Source organism: Leptospirillum ferrooxidans C2-3, from assembly GCF_000284315.1.
In the GTDB taxonomy this organism is placed as follows: domain Bacteria; phylum Nitrospirota; class Leptospirillia; order Leptospirillales; family Leptospirillaceae; genus Leptospirillum; species Leptospirillum ferrooxidans.
The window spans coordinates 1,132,804-1,149,680 of sequence record NC_017094.1; the positions used below are offsets into that span (position 1 = coordinate 1,132,804).

At 51.5% G+C, this 16,877-nt stretch carries 17 protein-coding genes and 1 tRNA gene; all 18 read left to right on the forward strand.

Features of this window, described 5'->3' with window-relative positions; genetic code table 11:
* The first annotated feature begins 36 nt into the window (after window positions 1-36).
* The 18 genes from LFE_RS14520 to LFE_RS05855 all read left to right on the forward strand — a co-directional run bounded on the left by LFE_RS14520 (window position 37) and on the right by LFE_RS05855 (window position 16,833).
* A complete protein-coding gene (locus tag LFE_RS14520; protein WP_269763954.1) occupies window positions 37-162 on the forward strand; it encodes a hypothetical protein in 126 nt (41 codons plus the stop codon).
* A 197-nt stretch (window positions 163-359) separates the two neighbouring features.
* Window positions 360-1,559 (forward strand): aminotransferase class I/II-fold pyridoxal phosphate-dependent enzyme, encoded by a 1,200-nt coding sequence (locus tag LFE_RS05775; RefSeq protein WP_014449302.1) that lies wholly within the window; start codon window positions 360-362, stop codon window positions 1,557-1,559.
* On the forward strand, window positions 1,549-2,274 hold the full coding sequence (locus LFE_RS05780; protein WP_014449303.1) for a hypothetical protein: 726 nt from the start codon (window positions 1,549-1,551) through the stop codon (window positions 2,272-2,274). Before LFE_RS05775 ends, LFE_RS05780 begins: the two co-directional genes overlap by 11 nt.
* A gap of 75 nt (window positions 2,275-2,349) precedes the next feature.
* Complete coding sequence (locus LFE_RS05785; RefSeq protein WP_014449304.1) at window positions 2,350-3,672, forward strand: homoserine dehydrogenase; 1,323 nt, start codon at window positions 2,350-2,352, stop codon at window positions 3,670-3,672.
* Window positions 3,669-4,733 carry a threonine synthase gene (gene thrC / locus LFE_RS05790; RefSeq protein WP_014449305.1) on the forward strand — a complete coding sequence of 355 codons (1,065 nt, stop codon included), beginning with the start codon at window positions 3,669-3,671 and terminating at the stop codon, window positions 4,731-4,733. Before LFE_RS05785 ends, thrC begins: the two co-directional genes overlap by 4 nt.
* Window positions 4,734-4,754: 21 nt before the next feature.
* A complete protein-coding gene (locus LFE_RS05795) occupies window positions 4,755-5,975 on the forward strand; it encodes an alkaline phosphatase family protein (protein WP_014449306.1) in 1,221 nt (406 codons plus the stop codon).
* Window positions 5,966-7,219: an aspartate kinase gene (locus LFE_RS05800; RefSeq protein WP_014449307.1), complete on the forward strand. Its 1,254-nt coding sequence runs from the start codon at window positions 5,966-5,968 to the stop codon at window positions 7,217-7,219. The genes LFE_RS05795 and LFE_RS05800 overlap by 10 nt, the downstream gene beginning before the upstream one ends.
* 34 nt (window positions 7,220-7,253) lie before the next feature.
* Complete coding sequence (gene cimA / locus LFE_RS05805) at window positions 7,254-8,897, forward strand: citramalate synthase (RefSeq protein ID WP_014449308.1); 1,644 nt, start codon at window positions 7,254-7,256, stop codon at window positions 8,895-8,897.
* Window positions 8,894-9,745: an acyl-ACP--UDP-N-acetylglucosamine O-acyltransferase gene (lpxA, locus tag LFE_RS05810; RefSeq protein ID WP_014449309.1), complete on the forward strand. Its 852-nt coding sequence runs from the start codon at window positions 8,894-8,896 to the stop codon at window positions 9,743-9,745. Before cimA ends, lpxA begins: the two co-directional genes overlap by 4 nt.
* 26 nt (window positions 9,746-9,771) lie before the next feature.
* A complete protein-coding gene (locus LFE_RS05815) occupies window positions 9,772-10,047 on the forward strand; it encodes an integration host factor subunit alpha (protein WP_014449310.1) in 276 nt (91 codons plus the stop codon).
* 15 nt (window positions 10,048-10,062) lie between these two features.
* Window positions 10,063-10,398 carry a MerR family transcriptional regulator gene (locus LFE_RS13450; protein WP_014449311.1) on the forward strand — a complete coding sequence of 112 codons (336 nt, stop codon included), beginning with the start codon at window positions 10,063-10,065 and terminating at the stop codon, window positions 10,396-10,398.
* A tRNA-Pro gene (locus LFE_RS05825) sits at window positions 10,389-10,465 on the forward strand. Before LFE_RS13450 ends, LFE_RS05825 begins: the two co-directional genes overlap by 10 nt.
* Window positions 10,466-10,693: 228 nt before the next feature.
* Window positions 10,694-11,542, forward strand: coding sequence for a 5'/3'-nucleotidase SurE (gene surE / locus LFE_RS05830; protein WP_014449312.1), 849 nt, complete (start codon window positions 10,694-10,696; stop codon window positions 11,540-11,542).
* A gap of 42 nt (window positions 11,543-11,584) precedes the next feature.
* The gene (locus tag LFE_RS05835) at window positions 11,585-12,154 is read left to right on the forward strand and encodes a hypothetical protein (protein ID WP_014449313.1); all 570 of its coding nucleotides are present in this window, start codon (window positions 11,585-11,587) and stop codon (window positions 12,152-12,154) included.
* Window positions 12,145-13,599 (forward strand): cysteine--tRNA ligase, encoded by a 1,455-nt coding sequence (gene cysS, locus LFE_RS05840; RefSeq protein ID WP_014449314.1) that lies wholly within the window; start codon window positions 12,145-12,147, stop codon window positions 13,597-13,599. Before LFE_RS05835 ends, cysS begins: the two co-directional genes overlap by 10 nt.
* Before the next feature lie 23 nt (window positions 13,600-13,622).
* The gene (rlmB, locus tag LFE_RS05845; RefSeq protein ID WP_041774085.1) at window positions 13,623-14,339 is read left to right on the forward strand and encodes a 23S rRNA (guanosine(2251)-2'-O)-methyltransferase RlmB; all 717 of its coding nucleotides are present in this window, start codon (window positions 13,623-13,625) and stop codon (window positions 14,337-14,339) included.
* A gap of 46 nt (window positions 14,340-14,385) precedes the next feature.
* The gene (locus LFE_RS05850) at window positions 14,386-15,003 is read left to right on the forward strand and encodes a TlpA family protein disulfide reductase (RefSeq protein WP_014449316.1); all 618 of its coding nucleotides are present in this window, start codon (window positions 14,386-14,388) and stop codon (window positions 15,001-15,003) included.
* A 63-nt stretch (window positions 15,004-15,066) separates the two neighbouring features.
* A complete protein-coding gene (locus LFE_RS05855) occupies window positions 15,067-16,833 on the forward strand; it encodes an NAD+ synthase (protein ID WP_014449317.1) in 1,767 nt (588 codons plus the stop codon).
* Window positions 16,834-16,877: the final 44 nt, after the last annotated feature.

Here is a 16,877-nt window from a genome sequence, read left to right on the forward strand (position 1 = left end):
AGCCATTATGACATTAAAAGATTTTTGATGCAAATTATGGATTATACAGACTTGCCTGAAGCCATTCTGCCGAACCACCCTTCCAGACAGGAGAAGAAAGCAAAGCTCAAAGTGAATGTCCTGAAAAAATTTCAGACTCTCTCCTTTCCACTGATTGTTTAGGAATTTGAGCCAGTCTATTCCACATCTGCTCTATCCAATCTCCTGAAAATATGATAAATATGAAGGGACCCATTGAGCTTTCCCCGATATCTGAACTATAGAGAACGATGGGGGATTGTTTCGGGGTTCTATCAGATCAGGGACATCCTTGGGTGCCAACATAATGGCTTCCAAAATTATAGAGGGACTGGAATTTCATGGAGTTCAACCGCATAAATAGTCTTCCCCCTTACGTTTTCAGTATTGTCAATGATCTAAAGACTGCCGCCAGAAGAAGGGGCGAAGACATCATCGATCTCGGTATGGGAAATCCCGATCTCCCCACACCCATGTCGATCGTTGACAAGCTCGTTGAGGCTGCAAGGAATCCCAGAAATCATCGCTATTCAGCATCGAAGGGTATTCCCAAACTGAGAGAGGCCATCTGTGGCCTTTACAACCGGCATTATGGGGTGACTCTCGATCCGGAGACAGAGGCTGTTGTCACAATCGGATCAAAAGAAGGGATTGCACATCTGGCTTTGGCAACCATGGAGCCGGGAGACAAGGTTCTTGTCCCGAATCCAACCTATCCGATTCACGCGTTTGCCTTTTCTCTTGCCGGCGCCGAAGTTCTCCGCTATCCGATGAATCCCGAGGGGGATCATAAGGCAGATGTTCTTGAAGCCATTGAAAATGCCGGTCCCGGACTCAAGGCAGTTCTTCTTTGTTATCCTCATAATCCCACCACGATGACCGTTCCGGATGGGCTGTTCGAACGAGTTGTCGAACTTGCCCACGAGCGAAACTTTTTCGTGATCCACGACTTGGCGTATGCGGATATCACCTTCGGGGGGTATCGTGCTCCAAGCTTTCTTGAAGTCCCCGGAGCAAAGGAAGTCGGCGCCGAGTTCTTCACCCTTTCCAAATCCTATAACATGCCGGGATGGAGAGTCGGTTTCCTGGTGGGAAACAAGCAGATCGTTGGGGCTCTTACAAGGTTGAAGAGCTATCTTGACTACGGTATGTTCCAGCCGATCCAGATCGCAAGCATTCATGCGCTGAACAACCATGACCAGACACCGCAGAAGATTTCTGCCGTCTACGAAAAACGCTGCAAGGTGCTGGTTGACGGTTTGAATCGCGCAGGATGGTCTGTGACGATGCCGAAGGGTTCGATGTTTGTATGGGCAAAAATTCCCCAAATCCACAGGCACATGGGTTCGGTTGAGTTTGCAAAGCTTTTGATGTCGGAGGCGCAGGTCGGTGTTTCTCCCGGAGTCGGTTTCGGAAGCGCAGGAGATGATCATGTCCGATTCGCCCTTGTGGAAAATGAAAGCCGGATTCGTCAGGCGACAATGAATATCCGGAGATTCCTGGTGAAATCAGAATTATCGGGAGCTGAACATGCGCTATAAAATCCCTGGAGTTTTTGTTTGTTCCCATAAACGCTCTTTTCTGGCGGCAAAAGACACAAAAAAACGGACGTTTTTTGATGCCGGAAAAAAACAGGTCCTTGCCTCCCTGATGGCGGTCTCCTTCCTGGCTGTTCCGGTAAAGGCGTTTGCCTGGAGCTGGCCTCTTGGATCGAGCGCTGAAAGTGTTCTTGCGGTTTTCAAAAAGGGCGATGAGAAGATGAAGCCCCGCGAAGGGGATTCGACGGCGCTTCCTTGCGGGATCTATACCGACTTTGATGCCCATCCTGGTGATCATTACTATTTTTTCTCCCCGATGTCGATGGGCAAAGGTCGCTATAGTCCGGAGTTCCAGTTTGAGTTCAGAAATAACAAGTTGCAGGCGGTACTGATTACGGCGCCTTATTCTGGAACGAAAGCTCCATCTGCCTGGACGGCCGATCAGATTCTCCCCAAAAAGCTTCTTTCGGTTCCGCCACGCGTCATCGAAGCAAAGGAGCTTCAGGAGAAAAAAGGAATCCAGCTTCCCAATGATGCGGTCCTGATTTGGGATTATGGTGACAGGGAGTTGCAGATTCTTGTTTTCAACTGGGACAAAAGCCAGCCTGACGGATGGAAGCATGCCTCTGTAGCCGCCTACTTCAGGGCCTACCGGTCGGTTCTTCTGGATGAAGGGAAGACCATTCCCCTTCCTCTTAAAAATCCTTTCATGCAATAGATCTTTATTCTGTTGCCCAAATCAATCAGTCCGATCCGGAGAGCGATCTCCGGATCGAAAGATTTTGGAGCGCCGTTGTCAGCGATAAAAAAACCAGTCGTTATAGGGCTGATCGGGGCTGGAACCGTTGGTTCCGGACTGATCCAGCTCTTTTTGCGTGAAAAAGAGCTTTTGGAACAAAGGCTGGGGTTCCCTTTGGTTCTTTCATCGATTGCAGACCGCTCCATTCATTCCCTGAAAATGGATGGGTTGTCCCAATTCAAGCTTACGACCGACCCAATGGATGTCATCTCTGACCCCGAAGTCCAGATCGTGATTGAATTGATTGGTGGCATTGAGCCAGCAAAAACCTTCCTGCTCGATGCGATCAACCGGGGCAAATCTGTTGTGACAGCCAACAAGGCCCTGCTGGCCCTGCATGGGGAAGAGCTTTTTTCTGCCGTACGGACCCATGGGGTCGATATCGCCTTTGAAGGCGCTGTTTGCGGAGGAATCCCCATTCTGCGGGCCCTGCGCGAGGGGATTGGTGGAGACAGGGTGCTGTCCCTGAAAGGTATCATCAATGGGACATCCAACTATATTCTCACCAAGATGACCGAGGATAGGATTTCCTTTTCGGAAGCGCTTTCGCAGGCTCAGTCACTCGGGTATGCAGAAGCGGACCCCACTTTCGATGTTGACGGGATGGATGCAGCCCATAAGCTTGCGATTCTGGGAACGCTTTCCTTTGGTGTTCCTATTCCGTTTTCGGAAATTCCGGTCGATGGAATCAGGGGAATCAACGAACTTGACATCGAATTTGGTCGGGAACTTGGATACGTCCTAAAGCTTTTGGGAATCGCAAAAGATCATGGAACTTCGGTCGACTTGAGGGTTCACCCGGCCTTTCTCCCGGAGGAGTCACTGTTGGCGAAGGTCGATGGAGTCTTCAATGCGGTTGAAGTGACCGGTCGTGCTTTGGGAACGGCTCTTTTCTACGGTAGGGGGGCAGGAGCAGATCCCACCGCATCGGCTGTGATGGGTGACATCCTTGAACTTGCCCGTGGAATCCATTCCGAATGTACCCTTCAGGTCCCCCCCCTGGGATTTTCATGGGATGCAAGACATCCAAGACCAATGACTCCAAGATCCGAGGTCAAGAGCGAGTATTATCTTCGGTTCATGGCTCATGACCGGCCCGGAACCTTGTCGTTTCTGTCCGGAATTTTGGGAGAACATGGAATCAGTATTGAGTCGGTCATTCAGAAAGGCCGTAAAAAAGGCGGAAGTGTTCCTGTGGTCATCCTCACTTATACCGCAACGCAAGCGAGCATCCAGTCGGCACTCGAGATCATTGACCATTCGCATCATGTCACTGAACCCACCGTCCTGATTCATGTTGAAAGGGTTTCCGAATGAGCCTCCCGAATTGGCCAGGCGTGATAGAGAACTACCGGGAGTTTTTGTCCGTATCCGAGTCCACCAAGATTGTCACCCTCAAGGAAGGTGGCACTCCACTCCTTCCGTTGCTCCGCATACCGGATATCATCAAGGCTCCGATTTCCCTTTATGTGAAGCTTGAAGGTCAAAACCCGACGGGCAGCTTCAAGGACAGGGGGATGACCCTCGCTGTGACAAAAGCTTTGGAAAAGGGAGCAAAAGCCCTGATCTGCGCATCGACAGGGAACACTTCGGCATCGGCAGCCGCTTATGGTGTGCGGGCAGGACTCAAGGTCTATGTGGTGATTCCAGAGGGAAATATCGCAAAGGGTAAACTTGCGCAGGCTGTCATGCACCAGTCTGTGGTGATTCAGGTCCAGGGTCTTTTCGACCAGGCACTTGAAGTTGTCCGGGACGTTTCCAAGACCCATCCGGTTGCTTTGGTCAACTCCGTGAATCCCGACAGGATTGAAGGCCAACAGACTGTGGCTTTTGAAATCTGTGATGTTCTGGGAAGCGCTCCGACCTTCCATTTCCTTCCGGTTGGAAATGCCGGAAACATAACGGCAAGCTGGATGGGTTTCAAAAAATACCGGGATATCGGACGTATTGCGGCCCTCCCCAAAATGGTAGGTGTTCAGGCCGAAGGAGCCGCACCGATCGTACTCGGACATGTTGTCCCCAACCCCAGGACAATCGCATCAGCCATCCGCATCGGTAATCCCGCATCCTGGACTGGGGCAACAAACGCTTCTGTTGAATCGGGGGGGGAGATTATTGCGGCTTCCGATGAGCATATCCTGGAAGCGTACAGAATGCTGGCCAGGGAAGAAGGGGTTTTTTGCGAGCCTGCTTCCGCTGCTTCCTTGGCGGGCGTGATTGCCTATGCGAGAAAAGGACTCTTCCGCCAGGGTGATGTTGTTGTCTGCACGTTGACAGGACATGGTCTGAAGGATCCCGAAACAGCCTTATCAGTTCCTTATACGCATATATCGGTTCCGCCTTCAAGAGAGGCTGTTCTTGAGGTTCTGGGTTTCTGACGTGCTTTTTCGAAACGAGCGATGAGACGTCTTCTGTTCATTCTTGATGGATTGTGCGAGTCCCCGAAGACGGTTACGACCATGGAAATGGCCAGGACACCCTTTCTGGATGAGCTTGCCCAAAGGGGATGGCTGGCTTTTCTGGATCTTCAACCGGAATCCGGAACCGAAGAATTTCCAACCCTTTATCCCCCATCATCCGAACGGGGTATCCTCAGGCTTTTGGGATTCCCCCAGGAGGAGCCGCTTCCTCCGAGGGCCACTCTATTGTCTTGCCTTTTTCCGCATGCCGAATGCGAAGATGGAAGCATGGCCATTCTTTTGAACCCTGCCTGTTACGATTCGGACGGGAGGCTTAAGGACTATGTGGGGGATCGTGAGTCCATTGGCAGGCTATGGGCTTTTTTTGACTCGGTCGAAGCAGGAGACTATTACCATGACCGGGAGTCCGGCTTAAGGATTTACCCGCTTCGGGAGGCCCGGAAGAATACCATTTTAAGGCTTCTTGTCCGGATCCCCCAGAAAATGGCCTCCTCTTTTTCCAGGGAGGACTTTGTTTCACCATCTCTGGGGAAAAAGTATCCTCGAAGTGATTGGGCCCAGTGGCTTCTTGAAAAAATTACCCATACGACGGATGTTTCCGGTCGTTTGAACGGTTTTTGGCCTTGGGGAGCCGGCCCTTGGCACACTATCGTTCCCCTGACCAAACCGGCACCTTCTGGTGGGGTCATGATCGCAGGCGCTCCCATTGCGAGGGCGATTGGCGCCTATATGGGGCTGGAGCATCCCTTTGTTCCCGGTGCGTCCGGTGAGACCGATACGGACTTTCCGTCAATCATGCGTTTTGCCCGGAGATATCTGGCAGACGGGATATCTCCGGTCGTGGTTCACATCGAAGGATTTGACCTTGCAAGCCACCGTAAAAACCGGGAGGAGAAACAGTCGTTTCTGGAACGGTTTGATCGGGAAGCTTCTCGGGACCTTCTCTCCCTTTTGGAAAGTGGCGAGGTGGACGAAGTATTTTTGACATCGGATCATCGATCAAACCCGGAAACGGGGGAGCATGGGGCTGGTCCCGTTCCTGTCCTGATTGTGACGGGAAATAAAAGCTTCAATCAGTCTGGAACGACCAATGGCGTTCGTTTCACAGAGGCTATTGCCGAAAAAGAAAGCCAGTGGGATCTCACCCGCTGGCAAAAGATATGGAAAGATTCTGCGGGGGAAATGGTGGTATGGCATTAATCGTCCAGAAGTTTGGCGGAACCTCGGTCGGTTCCATTGAACGGATCAGGCTTGTTGCGGGCATTGTTCAGAAAACGCTCTCTTCGGGAGATCAGGTTGTTGTTGTGGTTTCGGCGATGGCAGGGGAGACAGACCGCCTTGTCAAACTCGCACATGAACTTTCCCCGGACCCTCCCGAGAGGGAAATGGACATGCTGATGTCATCAGGAGAGAGGGTAACTTCTGCCCTTTTGGCTATCTGTCTCAATAATATGGGGATCCCCGCCCGTTCCATGACTGGGCGCCAGGTCGGTATCAAAACGGATAATGTCCATACGAAGGCCAGAATTGAAAGCATCTCGTCAGAGCCGTTGGCGCAAAGCCTTGAGGCGGGAATCGTTCCGATCGTTGCGGGATTTCAGGGGATAAGTCCGCAGGAGAATGTGACAACACTTGGCCGGGGTGGTTCGGATACGACGGCTGTTGCCATAGCGGTGGCGATTGGTGCCCAAAGATGTGATATCTATACTGACGTGACCGGCGTTTTCACGACTGACCCCAACCTGGTTCCCCAGGCCCGCAAAATTGACCGGATTGCCTATGAAGAGATGCTTGAAATGGCCTCTCTCGGTGCAAAGGTTCTTCAGACCAGATCGGTCGAGTTTGCCATGAAATACAAAATGCCTGTTCGCGTGCGTTCCACTTTTTCGGACGACCCGGGCACACTCGTCACAGAAGAGGAGAAAGGAATGGAACAAATCGTTGTATCAGGGGTAACATTGGACAAGAATCAGGCGAAGATTACGGTATCGGATGTTCCGGATCGACCGGGACTGGCCGCGAGGCTTTTTGAGGATATTTCCGGCCACTCGATTATTGTGGACATGATTGTCCAGAATATTGGGCAGGACCAGATGACCGATATTTCCTTTACCGTTCCCCGCTCGGAGTCCAGAAAGGCCGAAAGGATCGCGCTGGATTTCTCGAAGGAAATCGGGGCAGGTGAGATCCGGGTGAAAGAGGATATCGTCAAGATCTCAATTGTAGGGGTGGGAATGAGGTCTCATTCGGGAGTCGCTGCCCGGATGTTTTCCGCTCTTGCCAAGGAAGGAATCAATATTGTCATGATCTCGACCTCCGAGATCAAAATCTCCTGTCTCATTGAAGATCGTTATGCGGAGCTGTCTGTCCGGACGCTCCACAAGGAATTCGAGCTTGAAAGTCGGTCGCTGCCCAATGGACAGCCGCATCTTTCGGGAAACTGAATCATGATCAATCGGTAGGGAGAAGAGATGCCCAATGGATAAAAACGATACGCGGCAGACCAAAACCGGAGCGGATTTTCCCGTTGTCATGGAAGGTCTCATGGGGCCTGTCACCCTGTATGATACGACTTTGAGGGATGGTAGTCAGTCCGAAGATATCCAGTTTACGATCGAAGACAAGATCCGTATCGCCATTGAGCTCGATCTTCTTGGTGTTGACTATATTGAAGGTGGTTGGCCCGGAGCCAATCCGAAGGATATCGAGTTCTTTCGCCGAATCCGGGAAATCCCCCTTTCCAGAAGCAAGATGGCCGCTTTTGGCTCTACAAGAAAAGCCCATAACAAGACCTCCGAAGATCCTGTTTTAAAAGCCCTGTTGGCATCAGAGACACCTGTTGTCACAATCTTCGGAAAGTCCTGGTCTCTTCATGTGAAAGAGGTCCTGAACGTCTCAGCTGCCAAAAATGCCGAGATGATCCGGGAAAGCGTTGCTTTTCTGAAGGATCATGGCCGTGAAGTGGTCTATGACGCGGAACATTTTTTTGATGGGTATAAAGACAATCCCGATTTTGCGATCGATACGATCAAGGCCGCATCAGAGGCAGGTGCCGACTGGGTTATTCTGTGCGATACCAACGGAGGGACCCTCCCATGGGAACTTTCTGAAATCTTCGGGGAGACGAAAAAGGCTATTTCCACGCCTCTTGGCATTCATGCGCATAATGATTGCGAATTGGCTGTTGCCAACAGTCTCGGTGCCGTCAGGCTCGGTGCCCGCCAGATTCACGGGACGATCAATGGAATCGGCGAACGTTGCGGAAATGCCAACCTGCTCTCGGTGATGGCGAATCTTTCCCTGAAGATGGGGATGGAGGTTTCAACGCCAGAGGCCTTGTCCCGTCTCAAGCACTTGGCCTCCCTTCTTTTTGAACTCCAGAATCGTCCTCTTCCCAAAAATCTTCCTTTTGTGGGCGAATCGGCTTTTGCGCACAAGGGCGGTGTCCATGTTCATGCCATCCGAAAAAACAGCCGGGCTTATGAACATATTGATCCGGCATCTGTGGGAAATCGACAGCGGATCCTTCTCTCCGAACACTCAGGCAAAAGCAACCTGATTGAAAAAGCCCGTCAATATGGAATATCCATGGATGGTGAGAGCCCTGAGGCCGAGAAGATTCTTCATCGTTTAAAAGAACTTGAGCATCAGGGATTCCAGTTTGAGGGAGCAGAAGCCTCCTTCGAGCTTTTGATGCGCGCGGCGATGGGGACGATGCAACCTTTTTTCACGATCGAATTTTTTCATATTCTCATGGATCAGCAGTCCTCGCGGCAAGGGGGGCTTTCAGAGGCGACCATGCGCATTCGGGTTGGTGAGAGCCATGAACACACCGCGGCATTGGGAAATGGTCCGGTCAATGCTCTTGATCTGGTTCTCAGGAAGGCACTGACACCTTTCTACCCTGAGGTTTCAGAGATCAGACTGGTGGATTACAAGGTGAGGGTGTTGACCGGAGACAGGGGAACGAGTTCCGGTGTCAGGGTCTTGATCCAGTCTGGTGTCGGATCCCAACTGTGGGGAACGGTCGGTGTCTCCGAAAATGTCATCAGCGCCAGCCTGATGGCACTGAAAGACAGCATTGATTATTGGCTATTGAAATCGGGGGTAAAGCCAAAGTGACAGATTCCAAGACCCAAAATCCTCATTGGCCACAGGCCGAAATTCATCCCACAGCGATTGTTGAGGATTCTGTGGAGATCTCCCGGGGTGTCCGGATTGGTCCCTGGTGCCATGTGAAGGGGCCGTCCTCCATCGGACCCGGAACGGTGCTGATGGAACGGGTCTCTGTTGGTCCGTGGGTCATCATGGGACGAAACAATATTATTCATATGGGTGCCGTTATCGGACATGCTCCCCAGGATCTCTCCTACAATGGAGAAGAGACATGGACCCATATCGGTTCCCAAAATGAAATTCGGGAATATGTAACGATTCATAGAGGTTCTCGGTCAGGTCTTAAGACGGTGGTCGGAGACCATAATCTTCTGATGGGGCTATCCCATGTGGCCCATGATGTCGAGATCGGCAATCGGGTGATTCTGGCAAATGGCGCTCTTCTGGCCGGTCATGTTCATGTCGATGACCAGGCTTTTATTTCCGGAGGTGTCCTGGTTCATCAATTTGTCCGGATCGGAAGACTGGCCCTTCTCCGGGGAGGCTCCCGCACAAGCCGTGATGTTCCCCCGTATTGCATCATGGACGGAACCCATACGATCAGATCCCTGAACAGGGTCGGGCTCAAGCGGGCCGGCATTTCGGCAGAGGAGAGGTCCCGGCTGAAAATGGCCTTCCGAATTTTGTTCGGACGTCGTAAGATGGAAGAAAGGGGGCTTCTCCAGCTTGAAAGTGATCCCAGCCCACTTGTCCGGGAGCTTGTCCGCTTTATCCGGGACTCCAAAAGGGGCGTTTGCCATGGGAGCGGACGGTTGCCCGATATTGACACGGAAATGGGTGTTGACTATGATTAGGGGTCTTTTTTAGGAAGGGATGGGTAATGAAACGATCAGATATTGTCCGGCATGTTCTGGAAGATGGGGAAAATCAGGAGCTGACAGCTCGATCTGTGGGCAAAATTTTCGATTTTTTCCTTGAAGAAATCGCAAGCTCGCTTGAACGTGGCGAAGATGTGAAAATTTCAGGGTTCGGAACATTTATTGTCCGGAAGATCAAGGCGAGGCCCGGCCGAAATCCCCGAACAGGGGAGCCTGTTCCCATTCCGGAGCACCATACTGTTCTTTTCCATCCCAGCCGGTCTTTTTTCAAAAAGTAGCTGGAAGGGGATCCTATGGTTTCCCGATCCCAGAAAAAATTCCGGATTGGTGATGTTTCCAGAATGCTGGGTGTTTCCCCTTCAACACTCCGCTATTGGGAAAGTACGATACCGCTTCTTTCTCCCAGAAAGACCCCCGGAGGGCAAAGGGAATACACGGAAGAGGATGTCCGATTTTTGGGGCGTATCACTCAGCTGGTCAAGAATGAGGGCCGTTCCCTTGAAGGAGCCAAAGAGCTTCTTATGAGTGGAAAAGGGGAGCAGTCCGCTGTATTGCTTTGGGATGTCTTGACTGATGTGCGCAAGGCACTCCATGTCATGGAACGAAATGATCACGAAATCGGGGCGTAGCGCAGCCCGGTAGCGCACTCCCTTGGGGTGGGAGTGGTCGAAGGTTCAAATCCTTTCGCCCCGACCAATTTTGGAGGAGTTCCATTTTTCTGGGGCTCCTCCTTTTTTTTTATGCCGGAGGAGGTTTTCCGAAAAACTCCCCTGTTGAAGTCGCAAGGGAAAGTCTCCTGTGAAGGTCTCTCTGGGAGCATTTGATGGGGCGTATCGGTTTTGACCCATTGCAGATGGCACTTCCTGGCACCATAATGATGAATGGCCCAAAACATTTGGATTTTCTTCAACATTAGGATAATCATTGAACTTTTCCAATAAAGAACCCCTGATTCTGATTTCAAATGATGACGGTATCGATTCGGATGGTATCCGCGTCCTTGAAGAGGCAGCCGAGGGGTTTGGCCAGATCGTGGTGGTTGCTCCCGACCAGGAGCGCTCTGCCGCATCGCATGCGTTGACCCTCCATCAGCCTCTTCGATATACCAAGCGGCGGGAGAATCATTATGCGGTCAATGGGACGCCAACCGATTGCATCAATCTTGCGCGTTTTGTCATTTTACCCAGAAAGCCGGACCTCGTACTCTCCGGCATTAATCACGGGTGCAATCTTGCCGATGATGTGACCTATTCGGGAACCGTTTCTGCAGCCTTCGAGGGGTCGCTCCTTGGATCACTTTCAATGGCGTTTTCCCTTGAAAGCCCTGAAGCGGACGGAATGCCGTTCCAGTTGGATACAGCCCTTCATGTTGCCCGGTATCTGATCGGAAGGATTCTGGAGAATCCTGGTGATCCCCAAGTGCTCTATTCTGTCAATATCCCGAATCGCACCAAGGAAAATCTTTCAGGGGTCAGGGTCACACACCTTGGAAAGCGAATCTTGAATGAAAATAACATTATCCGGAAACAGGATCCGAGGGGGCGGCCATATTTCTGGATCGGTCTGAACTCCAGGGATTACGAGCCGGATCCGCATTCCGACCTGCATGCCATTGACCATGGATTTGTTTCCATTACGCCGCTTCATTTGGATCTGACGCATTTCCCTTCGATGGGGAGGATTTCGGACTGGGAGAAAGATGGATCGATTACAGGTGGAACAAGCCCTCATTTCGGGATCCAAGGTGCCACTTTGGGCAAAAGTGACTTGTGATGATCTCGGGGCAACTCCTTTCATCGAGATGAAGAGCTTTTGATGAAAGGCAATGACTCGAGAGGATATCGTGACAATCTGGTCTCGGAGCTGTCCCGGGTTTTTCCAAAAGCGGATCCGAGACTCTTCTCTGCGATCCTGAAACACCCCAGGGAGTCCCTTTTTCCGTCCATTCCGATGGACGTCCTCTATGGTAAAGAAAGGGTCGGAGGGTTTGCCGGAAGGCCTGCCCCATCAGTTTTCGAGGTCTCGAAAATCCTTGTGGAATCCGGAGTACAAAGAGGGGACAGGGTTCTGCTGATCTCTCCGACCGACCCATACTTTCTGGTGATCCTGTCGGAGCTGACACTCAGGATCTCCATCTTTGAAGAAAATCCTGGAATTGCGGAAGAGCTTTCGATCGTTCTATCCGAACTTGGGCTTCCCCATGTCAAGGTGGTTCAGGATCCTTCACAGCTTGAGAGCGTTTCTGAAGGAAAAAAGATCATACATGTGAATTTTTTGCAAAAGGAACACTTGTTGTCCGATGTTTACCGGAAGATTCCTTCCGGCATGCTGTTTTGTTATGTATTGGGAAATGGAACGACAATGGAGAGATACGGATGTTTTTGACACCTTCTTTTTTAAATTCCCTGACCGGAAAGACAGAGCTTCTGAAAACACGGGAGCCGGGCAAGGTTTCCATGTATGTATGCGGCGTTACCGTTTATGATGATTGTCATCTGGGTCATGCCAGAAGCCAGATCGTCTTTGATACTGTCAACAGGATGCTTCTGACTCTGGGATATGAAGTTCGCTATGTCCGAAACATAACCGACATCGACGACAAGATCATCAAAAAAGCCAATGATTCTGGAAAGACGATCGGAGAGATCACCTCGACCTATATCGATTCCTTCCATTCGGACATGAAGCGTCTTGGAGTCCTTTCTCCTTCGGTTGAACCCCGGGCTACGCTCTATCTGGACCATATGATCTCCCTGATACAGACCCTTCTCGAAAAGGGGCATGCCTATACCAAGGGCGGGAGTGTCTATTTTCGGGTCAAAAGCTACCCCGCCTACGGGGAACTTTCCCATCAGCAGATTTCCGAGCTCAGATCCGGTGCACGGGTGGAGTCTGATGAAGAAAAGGAAGATCCCCTCGATTTTGCCCTCTGGAAGGGGATCAAGGAAGGGGAACCCTACTACGAGGCTCCGTTCGGTCCCGGAAGACCCGGCTGGCATATTGAATGTTCGGCGATGAGCCTTCATGAGCTCGGAGAATCATTCGACATTCATGGCGGGGGGCTCGATCTTCTTTTTCCCCATCATGAAAATGAACGGGCACAGAGCGAAGCCGCAACCGGGAAGCCATTCGTAACAACCTGGATTCATAACGGATTTGTGACCATCAATGATGCGAAGATGGCGAAATCATTGGGGAACAGTTTCAGAATCGGCTCATTTTTTGAAACCTCCCCCTTTAAAGATCCTGTTACCGCCGAATGGCTTCGGATCTTTTTCCTCTCCACTCATTATCGTTCCCCGGTCGATATCTCTGAAGAGTCCCTTGGTCATGCAAAAGCCTCTCTCGACAGTCTTCATGAGTTCCAGATCCGCTTGAACAAGGTCGCCGACACCAGGGGAGTTCTTCCGGGTCCCCTGTTTTCCGGAGCATCGGGGAAGTTTCTGAAGGCCCTGGCAAACGATATGGATACGGCGGTTGCCCTAAGGATCCTCCATGAAGCGAAAACATCACTCAATCCAAAGCTGGATTCAGGCGGAGATCCTTCGGAAGCCGAACTTTCGGGTGCATTGAGGCTTCTCTTGACGGTCAGGGAGGTTTTCGGAATCCTGTCGGTTCCTTCTGAGGACTGGGTTTTCGGCAAAGGCGAAAAAGGATCTTCAACAATGGTTCTTTCTGTGGCTGAAGCCGAAGCAATGATCCGAAAGAGGGAAGAGGCCAGGGCTGCCAAAAACTTCAAGTTGGCGGATGAAATTCGGGATCGCCTGAAGCAGGCGGGGTATGAATTGATGGACAATCCGGGAGGTCTGCCACGGATCCGGAGGATTTAGCCGGTCCTCCCCTCGTTGGGGGGCTGAGGGCGGTTCTTGAAATACTGAGACATGATCCCAAGCGTGTGGCCAGGCTGTATCTGAAGGATGACCACAAGCCGGACCAGCGCAGGATGGAGATTGTGGCAAAAGCCAGATCTCTTGCCATCGCTGTTGATTTTCTTGGACGGGAGGCTTTTGACCGTCTTTCCGGCGATTTGGTCCATCAAGGGGTTATCGCTCTTCTTGAGCCTGTGGAAATGTTGGACCTGGACTCCTTTTTAGGCGGATTCAACTCCATGGAGCTTCCTTCACCGCTTGTGATGGTGGATGGGGTGCTTGATCCAAGGAATCTGGGGGCACTTTTGAGAACATGTGATGCAGCCGGAGTGAAGGGAGCCCTTATGCCGAAGAGGCGGGTGGCTCCGTTATCCCCGGTTTGTGCCAAAGCCTCGGCCGGAGCCATGTTCACGCTTCCTCTTGTCAGGTGTGGCAACCCTGCGAATACGATCCTGGGGCTTAAAAAAATGGGGTATGGCATCGCGGCTCTCTCATTGGAAGGGGAAGCAGTTTATGGCACCCGATTTCCTGATCCTCTTCTTGTTGTCATCGGATCGGAGGAAAAAGGTGCCTCCCGCCCGGTTCTCAAGATTTCCGACTGGAAAGTTCGTCTTCCGATGAGGGGACAGATTGATTCCTTAAACCTCTCTGTTGCGGCAGGAATCTTTTTGTACACCCAGATCGACATGGGCAGAAAATGAACCCCGTTCACTCCTGTTTCCGGTCTTTCAGAAGGAGTTCCTCTTGATGGCCATCATGAACCGGCTCTTTCACACTTCATTTGGCGTGCTCCTTTTTCTGACTTTTATGGGTTTAGCCTGTCCATCGTTATCGGCAGGAGCCGGGGAGACTTCCCTGACGCAGACAATCCCTGATTCCCTTGCCCAGGCGATGGGTCTTCAGGTCTTTGACAACCGGATGATAGCCCCTGACCTTTCTGCTCCCAACCCATCCGGTGTCGTCCATCATCTTTCCGACTACCGGGGAGATCTTGTTGTCCTGAATTTCTGGGCAACTTGGTGTGTCCCATGCCGAAAAGAGATTCCTTCGCTGGATGCCTTTTCCAAAAAATGGTCCGGGGCGCACGTCAGGGTGGTATCGGTTGCGATGGACAGAAGGACGCAACATGTGACAGAGTTTATGAAAAAGTACCCTATTTCCTACCCGGTCCTTCTGGGGCGGAAGGGGCAAATCGATTCCCGGTATTTTGGGCTTGGAATCCCCCAAACCTACCTGATCGATTCAAGGGGCATTCTGATCGGGCGATTAACAGGGCCTAGGGACTGGCTTTCTCCGGATGCGACAAAACTGATCGGCGCCATCCTGGCCGTGGGAAATCCTTCTCCGGAAAAAGGGCTTCGTTGAGAGGGCGTTTTTCCGGCCCCTATTTGAGCAAAAATCCAGATTGGTCATCAGACAGGAGATTCAATGAGACGACTTAGAATAGGCCTTGCCCAAATGAATCCGACCGTCGGGGATATAGAAGGGAATCTTGCAAAGATCCGTCAGCTCATAGAGCATGCCAGATCCGAGAGGGTCGACATCATTGCATTCCCGGAGCTTGCCATCACAGGCTATCCGCCCGAGGACCTTCTTCTTCGACCGGCTTTTATCGAGAAAAACAAGGAAGCACTCGACTCGCTCCTTCCGCTGGCAACGGATCTTATGGTCGTGGTCGGATTTGTCGACAGGAAAGACGATATCTATAATGCTGCGGCGATTCTTTATAACGGAAAGGTCCAGGGGATTTATCACAAGCAATACCTTCCGAATTATGGTGTCTTCGATGAAAACAGGACTTTTCAGGAAGGGACTGAAAACCCGGTGATCCTCTTCCGGGGAATGAGGATCGGAATCAATATCTGTGAAGATATCTGGTATCCGAAGGGTCCGCTCTATCATCAGGCCCTCTATGGGGATGCCGAGATTATCGTCAATCTCTCTGCCTCCCCATTTTACGCCGGAAAAAGAGAGGTCCGGGAAAGGATGCTCCAGACCAGGGCAGCGGACAACACGACCTATATCGCCTATATCAATACCGTAGGGGGACAGGACGAGCTGGTTTTTGACGGACAGAGTCTACTGATCGGTCCTGAAGGAGAGATTGAAGCCCGCGGCAAGGCTTTCCAGGAAGATTTCATGATTTGTGAAGTGGATCTGGACCATGTCTTCAGGGTTCGACTTCACGACCCCAGACGACGAAAGGACAAGCGTCTCCCTTCACAGAGCGATCCACTCTGGGATGCCCCTGTTTCGATATGGGAAATCCGGGATAGTCTTAAAAGGGGAGCCAGTCCGCTCCTGGACAACTCTCCTCTGAAAAAAACCCAGAAAACGGTTCCGCTCGAATCGGAAGACGAGATTTACCAGGCCCTTTGCCTCGGGGTCAGGGACTATGTCCGTAAAAATCGCTTCAAGGAGATTCTTGTGGGGCTCTCGGGAGGGGTCGATTCGGCTTTGGTGGCGGCGATTGCTGTCGATGCGCTGGGAGAAGAGAATGTGCATGGTCTCTTTATGCCTTCCCAGTTTACATCCCAGGACAGTTTCGAGGACGTTTTTGCCCTGTCCTCAAATCTCGGGATCAAGATCCAGACATTGAACATCTCCCAGATTTATGGGGCCATGCTCGATACGCTACAGCCCCTTTTTGGAACTCTTCCCGCAGACACCACAGAGGAAAATCTTCAGGCCAGAATCCGGGGCCTCTGGATGATGGCTCTTTCCAACAAGTTTCACTGGATGGTTTTGACCACTGGAAACAAGTCGGAGATGAGTGTGGGGTATATGACGCTTTATGGGGACATGGCCGGCGGATTTGCGGTCTTGAAGGATGTTCCCAAGACTCTCGTGTATGATCTTGCCACCCGGGTCAATGTTCTCAAGCCCGGTCGCATTCCCCAGAGGATCCTGTTAAAAGAACCGACCGCCGAACTCCGGCCGAACCAGAAGGACTCCGACTCTCTCCCCCCATACGAAATCCTCGATCCGATCATGCGGGCCTATGTCGAGGAAGACATGGGATATGCGGAGATTGTCGCCAGGGGACACGACCCGGTGACGGTGGCCAAGATTCTTCGTCTTATCGTGGGATCCGAATATAAGAGACGACAGTCTCCTCCCGGTGTTAAAATATCCCTGAGAGCATTCGGAAAAGACTGGCGCGTTCCGGTTACCAACCAGTTCAAGGGAAATTAGGGATTCGTCTGGGTTCGGTTTTGAATCGGACATTTCCAGGCGTA